This is a genomic window from Flavobacterium sp. CBA20B-1, from assembly GCF_028473145.1.
GTDB lineage: Bacteria > Bacteroidota > Bacteroidia > Flavobacteriales > Flavobacteriaceae > Flavobacterium.
The window spans coordinates 2854924-2877917 of sequence record NZ_CP092370.1; the positions used below are offsets into that span (position 1 = coordinate 2854924).

General features: G+C 36.1%; 17 protein-coding genes. 8 read left to right on the top strand and 9 right to left on the bottom strand.

Annotation, left to right across the window (positions count from 1 at the left end; all coding sequences use genetic code 11):
- Position 1: 1 nt before the first annotated feature.
- The 6 genes from MG290_RS13905 to MG290_RS13930 all read right to left on the bottom strand — a co-directional run bounded on the left by MG290_RS13905 (position 2) and on the right by MG290_RS13930 (position 8927).
- Complete coding sequence (locus tag MG290_RS13905) at positions 2–2296, bottom strand: oxidoreductase (RefSeq protein ID WP_264561829.1); 2295 nt, start codon at positions 2294–2296, stop codon at positions 2–4.
- Positions 2293–2901, bottom strand: coding sequence for a flavin reductase family protein (locus MG290_RS13910; RefSeq protein WP_264561830.1), 609 nt, complete (start codon positions 2899–2901; stop codon positions 2293–2295). The genes MG290_RS13905 and MG290_RS13910 overlap by 4 nt, the downstream gene beginning before the upstream one ends.
- Before the next feature lie 69 nt (positions 2902–2970).
- The gene (locus tag MG290_RS13915; protein WP_264561831.1) at positions 2971–3780 is read right to left on the bottom strand and encodes a DUF4249 domain-containing protein; all 810 of its coding nucleotides are present in this window, start codon (positions 3778–3780) and stop codon (positions 2971–2973) included.
- Positions 3781–3782: 2 nt separating this feature from the next.
- Positions 3783–6155 (bottom strand): TonB-dependent receptor, encoded by a 2373-nt coding sequence (locus MG290_RS13920; protein ID WP_264561832.1) that lies wholly within the window; start codon positions 6153–6155, stop codon positions 3783–3785.
- 78 nt (positions 6156–6233) lie between these two features.
- Positions 6234–6632, bottom strand: coding sequence for an NUDIX hydrolase (locus MG290_RS13925; RefSeq protein WP_264561833.1), 399 nt, complete (start codon positions 6630–6632; stop codon positions 6234–6236).
- Positions 6633–6704: 72 nt separating this feature from the next.
- Positions 6705–8927, bottom strand: coding sequence for an NADP-dependent isocitrate dehydrogenase (locus MG290_RS13930; protein WP_264563215.1), 2223 nt, complete (start codon positions 8925–8927; stop codon positions 6705–6707).
- A gap of 210 nt (positions 8928–9137) precedes the next feature.
- Between MG290_RS13930 and MG290_RS13935 the strand changes: the two genes are divergently transcribed.
- Positions 9138–9776, top strand: coding sequence for a peptidylprolyl isomerase (locus tag MG290_RS13935; protein WP_264561834.1), 639 nt, complete (start codon positions 9138–9140; stop codon positions 9774–9776).
- Positions 9777–9783: 7 nt separating this feature from the next.
- Here the strand turns inward: MG290_RS13935 and MG290_RS13940 are convergent, their stop codons facing one another.
- Together MG290_RS13940 and glyA are read right to left on the bottom strand one after the other, a co-directional pair.
- Complete coding sequence (locus MG290_RS13940; protein ID WP_264561835.1) at positions 9784–10950, bottom strand: carboxypeptidase-like regulatory domain-containing protein; 1167 nt, start codon at positions 10948–10950, stop codon at positions 9784–9786.
- Between the two features lie 104 nt (positions 10951–11054).
- Positions 11055–12329 carry a serine hydroxymethyltransferase gene (glyA, locus tag MG290_RS13945; protein WP_264561836.1) on the bottom strand — a complete coding sequence of 425 codons (1275 nt, stop codon included), beginning with the start codon at positions 12327–12329 and terminating at the stop codon, positions 11055–11057.
- A gap of 92 nt (positions 12330–12421) precedes the next feature.
- Here glyA and fahA point away from each other — a divergent pair, with 92 nt between their 5' ends.
- From fahA to dnaB, 6 genes are all read left to right on the top strand, one after another.
- Positions 12422–13711, top strand: a complete 1290-nt coding sequence (gene fahA, locus MG290_RS13950) for a fumarylacetoacetase (RefSeq protein ID WP_264561837.1) — start codon at positions 12422–12424, stop codon at positions 13709–13711.
- Between the two features lie 196 nt (positions 13712–13907).
- Complete coding sequence (tgt, locus tag MG290_RS13955) at positions 13908–15038, top strand: tRNA guanosine(34) transglycosylase Tgt (protein ID WP_257499289.1); 1131 nt, start codon at positions 13908–13910, stop codon at positions 15036–15038.
- Positions 15039–15047: 9 nt separating this feature from the next.
- The gene (locus MG290_RS13960; protein ID WP_257499288.1) at positions 15048–16121 is read left to right on the top strand and encodes an LptF/LptG family permease; all 1074 of its coding nucleotides are present in this window, start codon (positions 15048–15050) and stop codon (positions 16119–16121) included.
- Complete coding sequence (locus MG290_RS13965) at positions 16108–16992, top strand: DMT family transporter (protein ID WP_264561838.1); 885 nt, start codon at positions 16108–16110, stop codon at positions 16990–16992. The genes MG290_RS13960 and MG290_RS13965 overlap by 14 nt, the downstream gene beginning before the upstream one ends.
- 53 nt (positions 16993–17045) lie before the next feature.
- On the top strand, positions 17046–17999 hold the full coding sequence (locus tag MG290_RS13970) for an acetyl-CoA carboxylase carboxyltransferase subunit alpha (protein ID WP_257499286.1): 954 nt from the start codon (positions 17046–17048) through the stop codon (positions 17997–17999).
- Between the two features lie 150 nt (positions 18000–18149).
- Entirely contained in the window at positions 18150–19676 is a 1527-nt protein-coding gene (gene dnaB, locus MG290_RS13975; protein ID WP_264561839.1) for a replicative DNA helicase, read from the top strand.
- 68 nt (positions 19677–19744) lie between these two features.
- Here the strand turns inward: dnaB and MG290_RS13980 are convergent, their stop codons facing one another.
- Positions 19745–20770 carry a peptide-N-glycosidase F-related protein gene (locus MG290_RS13980; protein ID WP_264561840.1) on the bottom strand — a complete coding sequence of 342 codons (1026 nt, stop codon included), beginning with the start codon at positions 20768–20770 and terminating at the stop codon, positions 19745–19747.
- Between the two features lie 114 nt (positions 20771–20884).
- On the opposite strand from MG290_RS13980, the gene recG reads away from it, so the two are divergent.
- The gene (gene recG / locus MG290_RS13985) at positions 20885–22993 is read left to right on the top strand and encodes an ATP-dependent DNA helicase RecG (protein ID WP_264561841.1); all 2109 of its coding nucleotides are present in this window, start codon (positions 20885–20887) and stop codon (positions 22991–22993) included.
- The last annotated feature ends 1 nt before the right edge of the window (position 22994 follow it).

The following is a 22994-nucleotide window of genomic DNA, read 5'->3' on the forward strand; positions in this document are numbered from 1 at the left end:
ATTATTTCTTGTTGCTTTTTGGTTTCAAAGCCTTCTTCATACGTTCGGTTTGCTTTCTTTCAGAAACTATTGAACTGTATAAATTTTCAATTCCTTTTTGATAGGGATTTGGAATATCTGTAACAGTAATTTGTTCGTAAGCTTGCGCTTTTCTAACAAAGTAAGGATCTAACAATAAGGGTTTTCCAAGAGCAACCAAATCGGCTTTTCCGCTTAAAATAATGGTATTTATCTGATCGATATCGGTAATAGTTCCAGTGGTAATGGTTGGAATATCTGCTTCGTTTCGAACCATATCAGAAAAAGGAACCTGCCACATTCTACCGGTTTTCGGGTTTTGATTTTCAACGGTATTTCCTGTTGATACATTAATGATATCGGCACCTGCTTTCTTAAATTCCGAAGCGATGAAAAGAACATCTTCTTGTGAAATGCCGTTTTCTGCCCAATCAGTTGCTGAAATGCGGACTGATATAGGTTTTTCTGAAGGAAAATTTTCTCGAATTACATTAAAAACTTGTAATGGAAATTTTAATCGATTTTCAACAGATCCACCAAATTCATCGGTTCTGTTATTTATTAAGGGCGATAAAAATGATGCCAGTAAAAAGCCGTGATGTGCTTGCAATTCAATCATATCAAAACCTGCTTTTTCTGCATTTATAGTCGCATTTGCAAATTGTTTGATGACATTTTGCATATCATTTACAGTCATTTCTTTAGGAACTGCCATTTTATCGTTAAACGCAATTGCCGATGCCGAAAGTAATTCCCAAGCATTGTCAATTGGTTCATTTGTACCTTCCCAAGGTTTTTTCACAGCACCTTTTCTGCCGGAATGCCCTAATTGAATTCCGATTTTTGTTGCCGTATGTTCATGAACAAAATCAGTAATCTTTTTCCATTCTGCAATTTGCTCTTCATTGTAAATTCCGGCACAACCCAAGGTAATTCTTCCGTTAGCATCAACCGCCGTCATTTCGGTGATAATCAAACCTAAACCGCCAATTGCACGCGAGGTGTAATGCTGAAAATGCCAGTTGTTTACCAAGCCGTCGGTAGCAGCATATTGCCCCATAGAACTCATAACGATTCTGTTAGAAAGTTCTAAACCACGTAATTTATAGGTGGAAAAAGCAGCAACTTTGCTATTGCCATTGCCATTGCTATTGTTAAATTCGTTTAAAACTTTATCGGTGTACGATTGATCTCTTAATCGAAGGTTTTCGTAGGTTACTTTTTTAGATCGAGTCATGCATCCGAAGGAGAATTGATAGAACGGATATTTTTCGTATCGATTCATATTTTCAAACCACTCCAAAGAAACCGATGCAGCGTACTGAATCATTTCTACCGGATTTCTTCGAGTTTTCTCGTATTGCTGAAAGGTATTTTGAACATTATCCGGATTTGCCATCAAGGCATCGAACAAACCAATTGCGCAATCCATTGTCAGTTTTGTACCTGAACCAATTGAAAAATGCGCCGTTGCTTTAGCATCGCCCAATAAAACAATGTTGTTGTGGTGCCAATTTTTATTAGTTACGTGCGGAAATTGTCGCCAATGCGATTTATTGGTTATCAGCGGATGACCGTCTAATTCCTCCTTAAATATTTCGGAAAGTTTGGAAACAGTATCTGCTTCGTTTTCTATTTCAAATTGTAATTTTTCCCACGTTTCATTAGTACATTCAAAAATCCAGGTGCTCATGCCTTCTTCGTACTGATAGGTGTGTGCAACAATGATTCCGTAGGGCGTTGTTCTAAAAAAATAGGTAAAAGCATCTAACGGTTTAGTGGAACCCATCCAAACAAATCGATTGGATTTTAACTGAATATTCGTTCCAAATTCATTTTGAAACTGGGTGCGAATTCCGCTGCCAATTCCGTCTGAAGCCACAATGATATCTGAATCTTTAAACTGCGAAAGATCGTCAACGTTTTGTTCAAAATGCAATTTCACGCCTTCTTCTTCGCAACGCTGATGCAATAATTTAAGCAACGTTTTGCGCGAACAACCGCAAAAGCCGTTACCGGCAATGCTAACTTCTTGTCCGTCGCGCGCTACAATAATATCGTCCCAATACGCAAATTTGCTGCGAATTAGTTCGTATGACTGCATGTCGCGTTTCAAAAATTCACCCAACGTTTCATCCGAAAAAACCACTCCAAAACCAAAACTGTCATCGGGTTTGTTGCGTTCATAAACATTAATTTCCCAATTGGGCATTGCCTTCTTGGTTAAGATTGAAAAGTAGAGTCCGCCCGGACCACCGCCTATAACCGTTATTTTCATAGATTTCGTTTTATAGAGAAAGTTTCGCCCAGTTTGCTGTAGTTAGATCCGGCTAAACGGGCAACAGGTTGGTATTTGTCTAAATTAATTCGGTAATTTTCAAGCAGAATTTCATCGGCAATGTGCATCATCAACACTTTGCCAATCACTACGCATGCACCGCCATTTTTGTGATCTTCCAAAAAATAATGATGCACCATTTCGCATTCAAAATGGGCTTTTGCTTCGGCAACACGCTTTGGTTCAATCAACTCGCACGAAATGGGTGTAAGGTTTGCTAACTGAAATTCATCAATTGTGCAATCAACTGCATTAGAAGTGGTATTCATTTGCTCCACCACATCTTCGGTAACTAAATTCACCACAAACTGCTTGTTTTTCAAAACATTGTTCAATGTGTCTTTGTTTTTGTTACCTGTGCGAACGGTTGAAAACATTACATGCGGCGGATCTTCACCCACTACATTAAAAAAAGAAAAGGGCGCAAGATTATTTACACCGTTTTGATCAACAGTAGAAATCCAGCCAATAGGGCGCGGAATAACCAAACCTGTGAGTAATTTGTAAAGTATTCCTGAATCGGTTTCTTTTATTGAAATTTGCATAAAATTATCGTTTACACAAATTAAACAAAAAATAATTAAAAAGTTTGTATCTTTTAGTCAGGAATTGAATTATTTTACGATATAATTATATTGATTTCTTTTAGCGATATGGAAATAACCTAGTGCAAAATTTGCTTCATTGGTTTGGTTGATAATGTTTCCTTTAATCGTACCAACGGGGCTTGCAAACGGATTGCCGGTTTCGCCCGAAATAGAAAACAATTTTGCTAAATAATTGTAATATTGTTTATTGATTGATGCAATATAATGCGTTAAATCATCGCCCGGTTTAACATCTTCTTTTTCATAAAAATACAAATCACCCATGATGTTTCCATTTGAAAACTGGTCGTTAATCACACCAAAACTTTTATCTGCCGGAGAAATAATTTGCACTAAATAATAGTTTTCTTCGTTGGGATTGTCTTGAAAGTTAAAGGTAATTTCATAAGAATCGCCTGTAAAACCGCCATCGTTTTTTTGATCCACGTTTATTACCTCGGGCGAATCAATCACAGTTGATGTAGCTTTATAGGTTTCATTGTTGTAAATCACGGTTAGCTCATAAGTTCGGCCTATTTCAGGTAAAAAAGTAGTGTTTAAAAAATCGCCATTATTATTGTTTACGAATTCATACACCGTGTTATTTGACAAATCTGTAATAGAAACTTGCGCATTGTTTACAGGCGGTTTAATGCTTGAATAAAAATCGGTAGTAGTAGATAATGTAATTTTATTAAAGGCAGGTTCTCCCACAAAAATATTACCTTCTATCACCAATCTTGGAATAGTTTCACCAAAATCTAATACGATTTCTTCTTCGCAACTTATCAATAAAAAACTAAAGAGCAGACTGAATAGGTACAGATATTTTTTCATAACTAAAATTTAAAATTGTAGGTTACACTTGGCACAATACCAAAAATAGAAAGCTTGGTGGTTTCGGTTAAATTGTTTGACCCTTCCACAGTACGGAAACTGATTGATGCTGCATTTTTACGATTATACACATTGTAAATTCCAAAAATCCATTCGCTTTGCCATTTGCGGTTTTCGTTTTTAGTTGGCGTATATGTTGCCGATATATCTAAATGGTGAAAAGCCGGCATGCTGTAATTATTTCGTTTGTTGTAGTTTGGAACTTGAAAACCTAAAAACTCATATTTACCATCGGGATACGTTACAGGGCGGCCAGATTGCAAAACAAAAGCTGCGTTGAAACTCCATTTTTTGCTATATTCATAATTTGCCACCACCGATAAATCTTGCAAGCGGTCGTGCGGTGTGCGGTACCATTCGCCGTTGTTAATTCCGGTTTCTTCGGCTGTTCTACCTACGGTTTGCTGCAAACTGCGGGCAATGGTGTATGCCACCCAACCGGTTAAATTTCCTTCGTTTTTTCTGAATAAAAATTCCAAACCGTAAGCCTCGGTTTTTCCATTGAGAAGCACTTGCTCTATTGCCCGATTGCCTATTAAATCGGCTCCATCGATATAATCTAACCTGTTTTTTCCTAATTTAAAATACGATTCTATCTCTAATGAATACTCGTTCTCTTTAAAATTTTGAAAATACCCCACGGCATATTGATCCACTATTTGCGGTTTAATGTACGGCCCGCTTGGTTCCCAAATATCTAAAGGTGTTGCTGCAGTAGTGTTTGATATTAAGTGCACGTATTGCGACATGCGGTTATAACTCATTTTTACCGATTGGTCTTCGGTGAGTTTTACCGAAACAGCCAAACGCGGTTCTAAATTATCAAACGTACTGATTACTTTATTTTTTCCATAAAATTGTGTTCCAATTGGAACGGCTTTTTCATACGTATCAGTCTGTTGATTGTAAACCACCGGATTATTGTTTTCATACACGTTAATGCTTTCTTCGCCCAAACGGTTAAACATGCTATATCGCAAACCGTAATTAATGGATAAAAACGTATTGATATCGTGTTCTGCTTCTAGGAAAACAGCATTTTCCCAAGCAAATTTATGGGGAATTTGATAGCGGTTTATTTCCGAATCGATACTGGTTGGTTCGATTAATCCGGGGTTGAAATCGTAATACAAGCTGTTTATACCATATTTCAGCGAAAGTTTTTGGTTGATGTTATGATTGAATTTATAATTAAACTCAAAATTTTTAATGCCCGAATCCCAATTAAATCCAACAAAATTGAGCATTAAACCATAATAATAATCGGAATATCGAACCGAAGCTTCGCTGTTGATTTTATTGGATAGCACACTGTTCCATGTTAAATTGGCAACCGTATTTCCAAATTTATTGTCGAAATTATCGTTGAATTTAAAAATATCTCTACCAAAATATCCGGTAAAATAAAACTGATTTTTATCGTTCAGTAAATAACTCCATTTGGTGTTTAAATCGTAAAAATAAGCGGCACTTTCAATATCGGTCAATTTTAAAAATAAATGGGCATACGATGCTCTCCCGGCAAACAAATACGACAATTTATCTTTAATCACAGGACCTTCTACCAACAATCTGCTTGATAAAATTCCAATTCCGCCGGTGGTTTTAAAATCTTCAAAATCGCCACTTTTTTGATTGATTTCTAAAACCGATGAAGCACGACCACCATAGCGAGCAGGAATTCCGCCTTTGTACAATTTAATATTACTTACGGCATCGTTATTAAAAACCGAGAAAAAACCATATAAATGCGAAGAACCGTAAACCGAAGTTTGATCGAGCAACAATAAATTTTGATCGGATCCACCACCGCGAACGTTAAAACCCGATGTTCCTTCGCCGGAATTTACAACACCCGGCAACAACAAAATGGTTTTTAAAATATCGGTTTCACCCAAAACCACCGGTGCTTTTTTAATTTCGGCAGCCGTAAGTTTGTTAACGCTCATTTCGGGTTTGCGAATGTTGATTTTATTGGTGGCATTGATTACGATTTCGTCTAATGCTTCGGTATCTGGCGCCACATAAAAGTTGATTTTCGTGTCTTTTTTAAGATTCACTTTTTGTGTGCTGTATCCATATCCATCCACATAGACAGATATTTGATAGGTTCCGCTTTCTGCTATTATCGAATAATCTCCGTTTTCGTTTGTTGTGGTTGAGGTTTCTATATTGTTAACCAAAAAACTTACGTTGGAAATAGGTATGGGTTGGCTGGTGCTTTTCTGAAAAATAGTACCTGAAATGGTATGTTTGGTTTGCGAAAAAGCCGCAACCGACATAAGAAATGATACAAGTAATAACGTTTTTTTCATAGCGGTTTTTTGTTGCGAGGGTTTGTGCTTTTCTGCAAATTTAAAAAGAATTTATTCATTAAAGTTAGAAATAACAAACTATAACACCAACCATTTAGGTTGAACCAATTCTTTAGCTAAATGTGCCCAGCTATATTCTTGATAATTATTTTTGTTCATCCACACAAACTCCTGAATTTCGTTGGCAATTATTGGTTCAAAAAAGGGTACGTGCAACCAATAAACGCTGCCATGAACCAATGTATTGTGTTCGTTTACGGCTTTTGTTTGATGCGATCCTAAAAAAGTTAGTTGATGAGGTTGAATTTCCAAACCAATTTCTTCTTTAGCTTCACGAATGATGGTTTCAATATCTTGTTCACCATTTTGAATTTTGCCACCGGTTAATTGATAGAATTTTGATTTTTTCTTACAAACCAAAAGCAGTTCTTTATTTGGATTGATAATGGCAACCGATGCTATGTGTAAGGTTTTCATGTTGATAATATTAATCTGATTTCATAAAAAAACCGTCGAATTTACGACGGTTTTATGTATGTTGTTATGAAATTATCCTAATTTAGAAACAATTGCATTTAACGTTGCAGACGGACGCATAGCTTTTGATGTTAAATCAAAATTTGGTTGGTAATAACCTTTAATTTCTTGCGGTTTACCTTGCGATGCGATCAATTCTTCGTTGATTTTAGCTTCGTTTGCAATCATTTCTTGAGCAATTGGTGCGAATAAAGCTGCTAAATCTGCATCTTTTGTTTGCGCTGCCAAAGCTTCTGCCCAATACATTGCCAAATAGAAATGAGAACCACGGTTATCAATTGTTCCTAATTTTCTACCCGGCGATTTATCGTTTGCCAAGAATTTTTCTGTTGCCACATCTAAAGCGTCTGCTAAAATCATTGCTTTTGGATTGTTTTGTGTTTGCGATAAATGCTCTAACGAAGCACCTAATGCTAAAAATTCACCTAACGAATCCCAACGTAAATAGCCTTCTTCAATGAATTGTTCGATGTGTTTTGGAGCCGATCCACCTGCACCGGTTTCAAATAAACCACCACCGTTCATCAATGGAACAATAGACAACATTTTTGCCGATGTTCCCACTTCTAAAATAGGGAATAAATCGGTTAAATAATCACGTAAAACGTTTCCTGAAACCGAAATGGTATCTTCGCCTTTACGAATTCTTTCTAAAGAAAATTTACAAGCATCAACCGGAGCCAAAATGCGGATGTCTAATCCTGTGGTATCAAAATTGGCTAAATATTTGTTTACTTTTTTGATGATTTCACGGTCATGTGCACGGTTTTCATCTAACCAAAAAACTGCCGGAGTATCAGATAAACGTGCACGGTTTACAGCCAGCTTAACCCAGTCTTGAATAGGTGCGTCTTTTGTTTGGCACATACGGAAAATATCGCCAGTTTCCACTTTTTGCTCCATAAAAACGTTTCCTTCTGCATCAACCACACGGATTGTTCCTTCTGCATCAGCTTGGAATGTTTTATCGTGCGAACCGTATTCTTCTGCTTTTTGAGCCATTAAACCAACATTTGGAACAGATCCCATGGTTTTTGGATCTAATGCGCCGTTTGCTTTGCAATCTTCTATAACAGCTGTGTAAATACCTGCATATGAGCGGTCTGGAATCAACGCGAAAGTATCTTGTTGCTTACCATCTTTGTTCCACATTTGCCCGGATGTACGAATCATTGCTGGCATTGAGGCATCAACAATTACATCAGATGGTACGTGTAAATTGGTAATTCCTTTGTCGGAATTTACCATTGCTAAATCAGGACCGTTTGCAATAGCCGCGTCAATAGCCGCTTTTACTTCAGCTTCTTGTGGCTTGCCTGCTATTTTACTGTATAGTTCGCCTAAACCATTATTTGGATTGATGTTTAATTCTGCAAATAAATCTGCAAATTGCGTGAAAACATCTTTAAAATATACTTCAACAATAGCTCCGAAAATAATAGGATCCGAAACCTTCATCATTGTCGCTTTTAAGTGTGCAGACAATAAAACGCCTGCTGCTTTTGCTTCTGCAATGGTGTTTGCAACAAAAGCTTTTAAAGCAGTAAGATTCATTACCGAACTATCGATGATTTCGCCTGCTTTTAATGGTGATAAACCTTTTAATTCTTTAACAGAACCGTTGGTTGCCACAAATTCTATTTTAAATTGAGAAGCATTTTCAACAGTAACTGATTTTTCTGTTCCGTAGAAATCTCCACTTTCCATGTGAGCCACTTTTGTTTTAGAATCTGCAGACCAAGCGCCCATTGAATGTGGGTTTGCTTTTGCATAATTCTTAACAGCTTTTGGTGCACGACGGTCAGAATTTCCTTCGCGTAATACTGGGTTCACTGCCGATCCTAATACTTTTGCATAAGCAGCTTTTATTGCTTTTTCTTCATCGTTTGTTGGATCTGCAGGATAATTTGGAACGGCATATCCATGAGCTTGCAACTCAGCAATAGCCTCCGTTAACTGGGGAATCGATGCAGAAATATTTGGTAATTTAATGATGTTTGCCTCAGGAGTTTTTGCTAATTCACCCAATTCTGCCAATGCATCACCGATTTTTTGATCTTCTTTTAAAAATTCAGGGAAATTTGCTAAAATTCTTCCCGCCAAGGAAATATCGCGTGTTTCCATTTCGATACCAGCCGGTGCAGTGAACGATTTAACAATTGGTAAAAAAGAATAAGTAGCCAACATAGGCGCCTCATCTGTTAATGTGTAGATAATCTTAGATTTTGACATTATGATAAGATTTGTTTAAAGTCTGTTTTTTTGTTTACAAATATACTAAATACGGTTTTATTTTTAAGGAAGAATTTTAGAATGATTTAAGAATTAGCAATTTAATGATTTGTTGGTCTATTTTTTATGCTTTTGATTATATAGTTGTTTAAAATTTGCAATTTGGTAATTGGGATTATAAATACTACATTTAGATGTATGAATACTTTTTTAATGAAAAAAATAGTAGTGCTTTTATTGGTCACCTTTTTTTATGGTTCGTTATCGGCTCAGTCGCATAAATTGTTGTTTAAAACTTCTCAGGGAAATTTTAAAGTGTTGCTTTATGATTTTACGCCAAAACATCAAGAGTTAATTATAAATGCAGTCAGAAATGGTGTTTACAAAGAATCTTTTTTCAATAGAATTATCGAAAATTTTGTTGTTCAAGGTGGTGAACATGACAATAGTATTGCCGAAAGAGAAGCGTATTTACCTAAAGACCAACACAAAAGGTTGCTTCCTGAATTTAATAATCGTGCGTTTCACAAATTGGGTGCAATTGGTGCAGGCAGGGACGAAAATATTGAAAAAGCATCTTTTTTAAACCAGATTTATTTTGTTGTTGGCAAAAATGTTTCTGAAGACGAATTGAATGCTTTAGAAATTAAAAAAGAAATGAAGTTCACACAATCACAGCGCGAAACCTATTTATCAATTGGCGGACAACCTCGATTAGATCACGATTATACGGTTTTTGGCGAAGTGTATGAAGGCTTAGAAGTTTTGTTGGCAATTAGCAAAATGCCAACCAATGAGAACGATTTTCCGCTTCAAGATATTTCGTTTGAGATTATAGAGATTTTTGAATAAGTTACAATTATTTATTAATCAACCGAAGCACTTGCTCTTCTTTATAGGTTAAGGGAACCACATTAAATTTTTCCCAATAGCGAGTCTTATAGTTCTTTCCAAGCGGAGTTAACTTTTCACGAGTATAAAAGGCATCAGCTGCTGGCAAATTGGGGTTTTGCTCGGTAGAATCAATCAAGATTTCCATAAAACCACCCACTTTTGTGAGTTGGTTTAATACTTCTGAAACTCCAAAAATACGGTAGGAAGTATATGCTAATGAATAATTTGAATTGAAAATTTTAAAAATAGTAGTTCGGTTATAAAAACTGCGCTTAAAACGATGGTTGTTTTGCTGCATGAATTCGTTGTTACTCATAAATTTGTCAGCCAAGTTGGCCTTAATCTCTCTGATTAAATAATCGTTTGAACCATAAATCATCGTTCCAGAAAGTGTGGCTTTCTTTGCATTTTCAATCGGACTAAAGTTTAAAACATACAGTTCAGTGCCGTCGCCTGCGGTTTTAGAGGTAAGGTATAAATTGTATTCTTTGTCTGAAATGATGTTTTTTATCAATTTAAAATCAAATTCATGCGAAATAATTTCTTTAAAATCGCCCCAGTAATAATGTACCCGAGATAAGGAATCAAACTTTTTGGCTTCTTCATTATTAAATTTCACACTTCTGCTTTCCTTCACCACCACATTGCTTTTATTGATCGATTGCAGGTAATAATCGGCTTCGGCATCTTCATATTGATACATGGTTCCGTTTATATACAACAATTCCCGATAAAAAGTATTCAATTTTAAGTTTTTAGAGAAACTTTGTTGGGATGTTTTTATGGCTTTTTCTATTTCAGATTTAATTGATGTTTTTAAGATGACAATTTCTTCTAATGATTCGGTGGAAGATTGCATGTGCACTTGAAATGATTTTTTGTTTTTTGCCGAAATTTCTTGTGTGAAATAATCTAAATGTTTAATAATTAATTTAGAATCTTCTTTTGGCAGATGAAACTGAAAGCGGCCTTCGCTGTTGGTCACCGTGCTTTTTCCTGAGATATTTCCAATAATCAGTGCATGCTGAATGGGTTGTTGGGTTTCATTGTCTTTAATAATTCCTTGAACCAATTGCTGTGCCTGAACCGATAAGTTTAAGAAGAGTAGGAGTGTAAGTAAAATGTTTTTCATAAAATGATTTTAATTGTTTTTGCGAAAAGTACTATTTTGTTACAGTACCACCAAAAAAAGAGCCACATTTAGTGACTCTTTAACTTTTTTATTAGAATAATTTGTTAAAAAACAAACATAGCGCGTTCGCTCATCATTTCGTTTACTTCATCGGCAATTTGTTCAATAACTTCTTCGTTGGTATGATTCATAATTACACGGTCGATTAAATCTACAATTGTTTCCATGTCACTTTCAACCAAACCTCGTGTTGTTATTGCTGCAGTTCCTACGCGAATTCCCGATGTTACAAACGGAGATTTATCATCAAAAGGAACCATATTTTTATTAACGGTAATTTCGGCTTTAACCAAAGCATTTTCAGCTTCTTTGCCCGAAATGTTTTTGTTGCGTAAATCAATCAGCATCATGTGGTTATCGGTTCCACCCGAAATAATTTTATAATCGCGTTTTACAAATGCGCTTGCCATTGCCTGAGCATTTTTCTGAACTTGCAAAGCATAATGCATAAATTCGTCTTGCAATGCTTCGCCAAAAGCCACCGCCTTTGCAGCAATGATGTGCATTAACGGACCGCCTTGATTACCTGGGAAAACGGCAGCATCTAACAAAGCAGACATCATGCGTGTTTCGCCTTTAGGCGTTTTTAAACCAAACGGATTTTCAAAATCTTTACCCATCATAATCATTCCGCCACGAGGTCCGCGCAAGGTTTTGTGCGTAGTTGTAGTAACGATATGACAGTGTGGAAGCGGATCAGACAATAAGCCTTTTGCGATTAAACCAGCAGGATGCGAAATATCTGCCAAAAGCAAAGCACCAACTGCATCTGCAATTTCACGAAAGCGTTTAAAATCCATATCTCGCGAGTAAGCCGATGCGCCTGCAATAATTAATTGTGGTTTTTCGCGTTTAGCAATCTCTTCAATTTTATCATAATTAATCAAGCCAGTAGCTTCATCAACACCATAAAAAATAGGGTTGTATAATTTACCCGAAAAGTTAACAGGTGAGCCGTGCGTTAAATGTCCACCGTGCGATAAATCGAAACCTAAAATTTTGTCGCCCGGTTTTAAAACCGCTGCATAAACCGCTGTATTTGCTTGCGAACCCGAGTGTGGCTGTACGTTTACATAAGCTGCATTAAACAAAGCTTTGGCTCTGTCAATGGCAATTTGTTCCACAATATCAACAACTTCACAGCCGCCGTAATATCTTTTTCCGGGATATCCTTCTGCGTATTTATTGGTTAAAACCGATCCAGCAGCTTCCATTACTTGGTCGCTTACAAAATTTTCTGAGGCAATTAATTCCAAACCATTTATTTGGCGATCTTGCTCGTCTAATATCAAGTCAAATATTTGTTCGTCGCGTTGCATTTCTATTAATTCTTTAAAATGAAACCAAATTTATGAAAAATCATTGTTATATTCGCATAAGTAAATAAATTCAAACAAAAATAATTAAACGTATGAATATACCTGCTAACAATCCCAATCTAAAAACGTGGTTAAACGTTGCTGAAAACAGTGATTTTCCTATACAAAATATACCTTTTGGCGTTTTTTCGGTTGAAGAAGATGAATTAGTAATTGGAACAAGAATTGGCGATTACGCTATAAGTATAACTGCTTTAAACGATTTAGGTTTTTTTAAAGATATTGATTTTGATGATAGTGTGCTTTATGATGAAACTTTGAACGCCTTTATTAGCGAAGGACGACAAGTTTGGCGAGCTGTACGCAACAGAATCTCAGAAATTTTTGAAGCAAACAATCCAAAGTTACGAGATGATGCAAAAGCACGCGAATTGGTAATTTTTAATGTGAACGAAGTTACGGTAGAATTACCCGTTTTTATTGGTGATTATACCGATTTTTATTCAAGTCGTGAACACGCAACCAACGTAGGGATGATGTTTCGCGATCCAGAAAATGCTTTATTGCCTAACTGGTTGCATTTACCTGTAGGTTATCATGGTAGAAGTTCAACAATTGTTCCGTCTGGAGTGCCGGTAAATCGTCCGTTAGGCCAATCAATGCCAAAAGGAGCAACGGAGCCTGTTTTTGGTCCATCGAAACGAGTTGATTTTGAATTAGAAACGGCTTTTATCACCGGTGATGCAAATATTATGGGCGACAGAGTTTCTGTTGAAGACGCAGAAAACCACATGTTTGGAATGGTGTTGTTAAACGATTGGTCTGCACGCGATTTGCAAGCATGGGAATATGTTCCATTGGGGCCATTCTTAGCGAAAAACTTTGGATCATCAATCTCGTGTTGGGTAGTAACAATGGATGCTTTAGAGCCTTTCCGTTGTGCAAGTCCGTCGCAAGAAGATCCAAAACCGTTACCTTATTTGCAGCAAAAAACAGATCATTCGTTTGATATTAATTTAGAAGTGATTATTCAACCAGAAGATAAAGAAGCAAAAATAGTTTGTATATCAAACTTTAAATATATGTACTGGACCATGGCGCAGCAACTGGCGCACCATACCGTAAATGGTTGTATGGTAACATCTGGCGATTTAATGGGATCGGGAACGATTTCAGGACCAACAAAAGACAGCTTTGGTTCTATGTTAGAATTAACTTGGGGCGGACAAAACCCAATTGAAATGCCCGATGGTTCTACCCGTGCGTTTATTGAAGATTACGATACTGTAATCATGAAAGGTTATTGTGAGAAAGACGGTGTGCGTATTGGTTTTGGTGAAGTTTCTTCTCAATTATTACCTGCAGTTCCGTTTAAGGATTAAGAGTTTTATAGTTATATTTTTACTAAAAAAAACGTCTTCATAATTAAAATTGAAGGCGTTTTTATATTAAATTTCGATTAAGTGGTTTCTTAAAAGCATTTTTTTTTACGTTTAAAGCCTCTCTTAAAATCTAAAAAAACATAACCCAAAAACTATCCACCAAAAAACGTATATTTGCAGCTTGTAAACAACAAGTATGAAATTCGATTTACTGCACACAGATATCAACTCAAAAGCTAGGGCAGGAGTTATCACAACTGACCATGGCGTTATTGAAACCCCAATTTTTATGCCCGTTGGAACAGCAGCTACCGTTAAAGGCGTGCACCAACGCGAATTAAAAGAAGACATAAATCCAGATATTATTTTAGGAAATACCTACCATTTGTATTTACGTCCGAAAACCGAGATTTTAGAAAAAGCCGGCGGATTGCACAAGTTTATGAATTGGGACCGCAATATTTTGACCGACTCAGGTGGTTTTCAGGTTTATTCGTTGTCGGGCAGAAGAAAAATCAAAGAAGAGGGTGTGAAATTTAAATCGCATATCGATGGATCTTATCACTTTTTCTCTCCTGAAAATGTAATGGAAATTCAACGTACCATTGGTGCCGATATCATTATGGCGTTCGATGAATGTACACCTTACCCTTGCGATTACCGTTATGCACAACGTTCTATGCACATGACGCACCGTTGGTTAGATCGCTGTATTAATCATTTAGAAAAAGTTCCAACAAAATATGGATACGATCAGGCGTTTTTTCCAATTGTGCAAGGATCAACCTTTAAAGATTTACGCGCACAATCAGCAGAATACATTGCAAATGCAGGTGCGGTTGGTAATGCCATTGGCGGACTTTCGGTTGGCGAACCTGCCGAAGAAATGTATGAAATGTGCGAAATCGTTACCGATATTCTTCCAAAAGACAAACCTCGTTATTTAATGGGGGTTGGTACGCCGATTAACATCCTAGAAAATATTGCCTTGGGAATTGATATGTTCGATTGTGTAATGCCCACGCGAAATGCGCGAAACGGTATGCTGTTTACAAGCGAAGGTTTCATCAATATTAAGAATAAAAAATGGGCCGATGATTACAGCCCAATCGATCCAATGGGGAACACTTGGGTTGATACCGATTATTCTAAAGCTTATTTACGCCATTTATTTGTATCCGATGAATATTTAGGAAAACAAATTGCAACCATTCACAATCTTGGTTTTTACATGTGGTTGGTGCGCGAAGCCCGTCGCCAAATCATTGCAGGAACATTTTATGCATGGAAAGAAAAAATGGTAAAACAAATGGCCACCCGTTTATAATTAGGCAAAATGAAAATCATTGACTGGTACATATTGAAAAGATATTTGGGAACATTCTTTGTAATGATCTTGCTTTTTATTCCTATTGGAATTGCGGTTGATGTAGCCGATCGAATCAATAAAATTCTAGAAAACAATATTCCATTGGTTGATGTATTAGAGTATTATGGCAATTTCACCATTTATTTTGCCAACATGCTTTTTCCTATTTTTTTGTTTATATCAATCATTTGGTTCACTTCCAAATTGGCATCAAACACCGAAATTGTAGCTATTTTAAGCTCTGGAATTTCATACATTCGTTTTTTGCGTCCTTACATTATTGGTGCAACATTCATCTCGATTTTTGCCTTATTAATGGGTTTTTTTATTGTTCCAAAGGCCAGTTTGGGATACAACGATTTTAGGTATAAATATCTGAAACGAAAAGAAATACGCGAAACCCAAAATGTTTTTAAGCAAATTAGTAAAGACGAGTTTATTTATGTGAGCAACTTTAGCTATACCAACAAAACCGGATATAATTTTACCTTAGAAAAATTTAAAGGATATAATTTAGTTTCAAAAATAGAAGCCGGACGTATTGTTTATAACGACAGCACAAAAGATTACACCCTGTATAATTACCAAAAAAGAACAGTAGGAGCCCTTGATGATCAAATTGAAAAAGAGCGTGAAAAAAGAATGAAATTCCATTTTGAAGTTGATGAACTTACACCAGCTATTTATGCGGCAGAAACCATGACACTTTCAGAATTAAATCAATTCATAGAAAAAGAAAAAATGCGTGGTTCTTCTAACATTAGCGCCTATATGGTGGTAAAATATAAAAAATACAGTGTTCCGGTTTCGGCATTTATATTAACTATTATTGCAGTGGCAGTTTCATCAATGAAGCGTCGCGGTGGAATGGGGGTAAACCTCGCCATGGGAATTGGATTGGCATTTACCTATATTTTCTTTGATAAAATTTTTGGAACACTGGCTGAAGCATCAAGCATCAACCCTTTATTTGCTGTTTGGTTTCCAAACGTAATTTTCGGAATATTAGCTGTTTATCTCTTAAACAATGCAAAACGTTAATTTAAAAAATCATCTGCATCTTCATCTAATTGTTTTTATTTGGGGATTCACCGCCTTATTGGGACAATTAATATCATTACAAGCGTTGCCGCTGGTTTTTACGCGTATCGCAATTGGTGTTGCCGTAATTTTGTTTTATTTGGTAATCAAACGAAAAAAATTATCCATTAGTCCAAAAGATATGTTGCGTTTTTTTCTCTTTGGTTTTGTAATAACCATTCATTGGCTCACCTTTTTTCATGCCATTAAAATAGCAAACATATCCATTACCTTAGCGTGTTTATCAACCGGCGCTTTTTTCACATCGATTCTAGAGCCAATTTTTTACAAACGCAAATTCATACTGTATGAAGTGCTGTTGGGTTGTTTGGTAGTTGCCGGTTTAATGTTGATTTTTAGATTTGAAACACAATACAAAATAGGAATTTTAGTTGCATTATTATCTGCATTTTTGTCGGCTTCGTTTTCAATTATCAACGGAAAACTTGCACATTCGTATGACAGTGTGGTGATTAGTTTTTATGAACTTTTGGGAGGATTATTTATTTTGGGATGTTTTTTAATCTACCAAAATGGTTTCACAGCTGTTAATTTTAACTTTCAAACCAATGATTATATTTGGTTAGGAATTTTAGGTTCTATTTGCACTGCCTATCCTTTTATCGCTACAATAGATATTATGAAATATTTGTCGCCTTACACGGTGATGCTAACCATTAATTTAGAACCCGTTTACGGAATTGTTCTAGCCGTATTGTTTTTTAAAGACCAAGAAAAAATGACCGCCGCTTTCTATGTAGGTGCTGTGATTATATTGTTTACTGTGTTGATGAACGCATATTTTAAAAATCGCAAAAAAGCCATCGCTTAATTAATAAAAACGCTATATTTGTAGCTACAAAAACAGACAAAATAACAAGGTTTATGGAGTATTTAGATTTCGAGTTACCTATAAAAGAGTTAAACGACCAGTTAGATAAATGCCAGATTATTGGGCAAGAGTCCGATGTGGATGTTACTGAAACTTGTAAAAATATCGAAAAAAAATTAGAAGAAACCAAAAAAGAAATATATGGCAACCTAAATGCGTGGCAACGTGTACAATTATCGCGCCATCCCAATCGCCCCTATACACTCGATTATATCAAAGCCATTTGTGGAGACACGTTTTTAGAGTTGTTTGGCGACAGAGGCGTGAAAGACGACAAAGCCATGATTGGTGGTTTGGGTAAAATTGGTGATCAATCATTTATGTTTATCGGTCAGCAAAAAGGAACCAACACCAAAACCCGTCAATACCGCAACTTTGGTATGGCAAATCCAGAAGGTTACCGCAAAGCCTTGCGTTTAATGCGTATGGCAGAAAAATTCAATATTCCAATTGTAACTTTTGTTGATACTCCTGGAGCTTACCCTGGTTTGGAAGCAGAAGAACGCGGACAAGGAGAAGCCATTGCACGCAATATTTTTGAAATGTTTCGTATAAAAGTGCCTATCATCGTAATTATTGTGGGCGAAGGAGCATCAGGCGGAGCGTTGGGAATTGGAGTGGGCGACAAAGTTTTTATGCTAGAAAACACTTGGTACTCTGTGATTTCTCCTGAATCATGTTCTTCCATACTATTCCGCAGTTGGGAATACAAAGAAATAGCTGCCGATGCTTTAAAGCTAACATCGGTTGATATGAAAAAGAACAAATTGATAGACGATGTGATACCTGAACCATTAGGTGGCGCACATTACGACCGAGAAGCTACTTTTGAAACGGTGAAGAAAACCATTGTTAAAACCTATGCAGAATTAGCAAAGAAAAACATTGATAAACTTATTAACGAACGTATAGACAAATATTCAAACATGGGAGAATTCTCTGAATAGGTTGTAATTATGTACTATATAAAAAAGCTGAGCAATAAAGTTCAGCTTTTTTTGGCTAATAACTTATCAACAATTATTATTAAAAAACTTTAACCAAATAGTTAATAAATTTATTTAGTAAAATAGGTTTAAAAAAACTAAATTCGCTGAATGGAACAAGAGAAAGTATTAAATCCTAATTTTAAAATTAATCAGAATATTATTACCTTAGAAAAAGGTAAACTACCACCGCAAGCTGTTGATTTAGAAGAAGCTGTGCTAGGTGCAATGATGATTGATAAAAAAGGAGTTGATGAAGCAATTGACATTTTAAAACCCGACGCATTTTACAAAGAAGCTCATAAACATATTTATGAAGCAATTGAAATGCTGTTCAAAGCCAGTCAACCTATTGATATTTTAACGGTTTCCACACAGCTGCGTAAAAATGGCAAACTAGAGCTAATTGGAGGAGATTTTTATTTAATAAATCTCACACAGAAAATTGCTTCTTCTGCACATATTGAGTTTCACTCGCGCATCATTCTTCAAAAATTCATTCAACGGAGTTTAATCAAAATTTCGTCTGAAATTATTGAAGATGCTTACGATGAATCGTCAGATATTTTTGAGTTATTGGATCAAGCCGAATCAAAATTATACGATGTAACCCAAGGAAACATTAAGAAAAGTACCGAAACGGCGCAATCTTTGGTTGCACAAGCAAAAAAACGTATTGAAGAAATTGGCAAACGTGAAGGACTTTCTGGATTGCCTACCGGTTTTCATAAACTAGACGGATTAACATCAGGGTGGCAACCTTCCGATTTAATCATCATTGCAGCTCGTCCCGGTATGGGTAAAACGGCTTTTGTACTTTCAATGGCTCGAAACATTGCTATTGATGCCAATAAAGGTGTGGCGTTTTTTTCACTAGAAATGTCGAGTGTTCAGCTAATTACCCGTTTAATTTCATCAGAAACAGGATTATCGTCTGAAAAATTGCGTACCGGAAAATTAGAACAACACGAATGGGAGCAGCTCAACGTAAAAGTAAAAGACCTTGAAAAAGCGCCTTTGTATATTGACGATACCCCATCTTTGTCTATCTTTGATTTGCGTGCAAAGGCTCGACGTTTAAAGTCGCAATACGATATTCAATTGATCATTATTGACTATTTACAGTTAATGACAGCCGGCGGAAACGGAAAAGGAGGAGGAAACAGAGAGCAAGAAATTTCAACCATTTCGAGAAACTTGAAAGGTTTGGCAAAAGAATTGGATATTCCGGTTATTGCGCTTTCCCAATTATCACGTGCAGTAGAAACACGTGGCTCGTCAAAGCGACCATTGCTTTCAGATTTGCGTGAATCGGGAGCAATTGAGCAAGATGCCGATATCGTTTCCTTTATCTACAGACCCGAATACTATAAAATTGATGTTTGGGACGATGAAGAACAAAGCCCAACGGAAGGACAAGCAGAATTTATTGTTGCAAAGCACCGTAACGGTGGTTTAGATAACATTCGATTGAAATTCTTAGGTAAATTTGGTAAATTCGACAATTTAGATGATGCTTTTATGCCATTTGATGAGTTTCCTTCAAGTATGAACGACCGAAACTTAGCAAATGATTTGCCACCGAGCGATCAAATTTTTGGAAGCAGTTTTAGCGATGATAATGATGTTCCGTTTTAAGAACTATAAAAAAGGTGCTTTTTCTTGATAGAAAGCACCTTTTTTTAGATTAGCAATATTCGTATCTCCTAATTGACAACAGGTTTTTCAATTGGTGCGTTGCTTTTTACAACCACAAAGGTAGAAACCGCATAAAAAGCGTTCCCATTCCCATTGTTATTTGTCCATTCTTCAAAATCATATTCAAAGTTAAAGGCTGTGCCAAACATATTTTTTTCGATATTGTTAAAACGTACAGGAACAACCATACCCGGACACCAACCTGCACGCTCTGGTTTCCAGTTTCCTGGTGCTTGATTATTAACTGGGTTTTGTGCGCAACCAATCGCTTTTAACTCATGTGAAAAAGCAGGGTTGCCATTCATGAGGATATGATGCGTACGAAAACACCATTCTGCACAACCTCTACCGCCTGCATCGTTTGGAGTAGCGTGCCCCCAACCAGAAATAATAGTTCTAAAATAAGCAATTTCTGCATTAGTAGGTATCGTAATTTGTTTTGTTAAATCGAATACATTTGTGTCAAAATTAATTCCATAAGGCACCCCATCAATAGATGATTTATTGTATTGAATCACAGGAACAACAGCAGAATATTTATAATCGGGTGTACCTGGTTCAAAATCAAATTCTACACTATATGTACGGCCTTTGGCGTTCCATGTTTCTGTATAAATCTTTAACTCGGTTGTTCCTGATAAAATAGATCTAAAATCAGTAACATCAACTTCATATCCGCGTTCTAACTTTTCATTTCCAACCCAATATGGATTGATAAATCTCCCCAATTCATACCATGTGCCCGTAGCTTTATCTTTTGCGTAGATATTGGCATATCTGTCCCATTCATCGCAATCTTTGTTTGGACAAATATCTTTAATATACATTTTAATGGTCTTAACATTGTCTAAATTGTCAGGAAAAGTAAAGGTTCCTTCTGCACTTTGTGATAAATTGTCACCGAAAGCAACTTTTACTTTGTCAAAAGTTTTAACGTTAATGGTTCTTGCTGTGTCATCGTTTGTTTTTTCATCATCTTTACATGCAATCAATGTAATCGCTGAAAAGAATAATAAGGTAATGATTTTTTTCATCTGAAATGTTGTTAATTATTTGTAAATATAACATAAAGATCGCTTAAACAATAATCTATTTCTACATTTTGAAAAATTCATGAAATACATTTAACTTTACAAAAAAATTAGAAAATGCAGCAAAATGTTTTAGACACGCCCATTGAATACTTGAAAGGAGTTGGTCCGCAACGTGCTGCTGTTTTAAAAAAAGAATTACAAATTTTTACCTATAAAGATTTAATTAATTTTTATCCGTATAAATATTTAGATCGAACAAAGTATTATAAAATCAACGAGCTGCATGCAGGTTTAAATGCAGAAGTGCAATTGGTTGGAAAGATTATCAAAATTAAAACCGTAGAACAGAAACGTGGCAGTCGCTTGGTTGCTATTTTTACCGATGGTTTGGGCGAAATGGAATTGATATGGTTTCAAGGACATAAATGGATTAAGGAAAACTTGCAATTAAACACACCTTATGTGATTTTTGGGAAAATCAATCATTTTAACGGATTGTTTTCTATGCCACATCCCGAAATGGAAACCGTTGAAGAGCATAAAAAAAGCCTGCAATCTGCTTTGCAACCAGTGTATCCATCAAACGAAAAATTAAATCAGAAAAATATTTCCAACCGAAGCATTACCAAAATGATGCAGCAGGTTTTTATAGAAACGCATCACTTATTTAAAGAAGTTTTTCCTGAAAATATAATTAATGAACTGCGTTTGTTACCTAAAAATGAAGCTTTTTTTAACGTTCATTTTCCAAAAAACACTGATTTATTAAACCGATCCCAATTTCGATTAAAATTTGAGGAGTTGTTTTTTATCCAATTACAATTATTGTCGAAAAATTTGGTTCGAAAACAGAAAATTAAAGGTTTTGCGTTTCAAAATGTAGGGTTTTATTTCAATACTTTTTATCATGACCATTTGCCTTTTCCTTTAACAAATGCTCAGAAACGGGTGTTGAAAGAAATCCGGCTTGATATGGCGCACCAAGCACAAATGAATCGTTTGCTCCAGGGCGATGTGGGTGCTGGTAAAACCATTGTTGGTTTTATGAGTATGTTGCTTGCTTTAGATAACGGTTTTCAGGCATGTTTAATGGCACCGACTGAGATTCTTGCCAATCAACATTTTACAGGAATTAAAGAATTGGCTGATAAAATAAATGTTAAAGTGGCGCTGCTAACTGGATCCACCAAAACCAAAGTACGCAATCAAATTCACGAAGAACTAGAAAATGGAACCATTCATATTTTAATAGGAACGCATGCTTTGTTAGAAGATAAAGTGCAATTTAAAAATTTAGGTTTGTCGATTATTGATGAACAACATCGCTTTGGAGTGGAACAGCGTTCTAAAATGTGGAAAAAAAACATATTGCCACCGCACGTTTTGGTAATGACCGCAACCCCAATTCCGCGTACGTTGGCTATGAGTTTGTATGGTGATTTAGATGTTTCGGTAATCGATGAATTGCCACCGGGTAGAAAACCGATAAAAACACTCCATTTTTTTGAAAGTAAACGTTTGCAGGTTTGGCATTTTATTAAGGAAGAAATTGCAAAAGGCAGACAAATTTATATTGTGTATCCGCTGATTCAGGAAAGTGAAAAGTTAGATTACAAGAACCTAATGGAAGGATACGAAGCAATTTCGCGCGATTTTCCTTTTCCGGAATACAGAATAAGTATTGTTCACGGACAAATGCATGCTAAAGATAAAGATGCCGAAATGGAGCGCTTTGTAAAAGGCGAAACCCACATTATGATTGCAACAACGGTGATTGAAGTAGGTGTGAATGTGCCCAATGCATCGGTAATGATTATTGAAAGTGCCGAACGTTTTGGGTTGAGTCAATTGCATCAATTACGAGGCCGCGTTGGTCGTGGTGCCGAACAAAGTTTCTGCGTTTTAATGACTGGAGAAAAGTTAAGTGTCGATACTAAAGTTAGAATGGATGCCATGTGCAGAACCAATGACGGTTTTGAAATATCAGAAATCGATTTAAAACTTCGGGGTCCAGGCGATATTATGGGAACACAGCAAAGCGGTGTGTTGAATTTGCAAATTGCCGATTTAGTAAAAGATCAAGATATATTAAAGTTGGCTCGAACAAAAGCAGTTGAACTTTTAAAAGAAGATATCAATCTAGAAAAACCAGAACATCAGCCACTTAAATATGTGTTTGAAACACTCGCGAAGAAAAACAACATCTGGAATTATATAAGTTAAC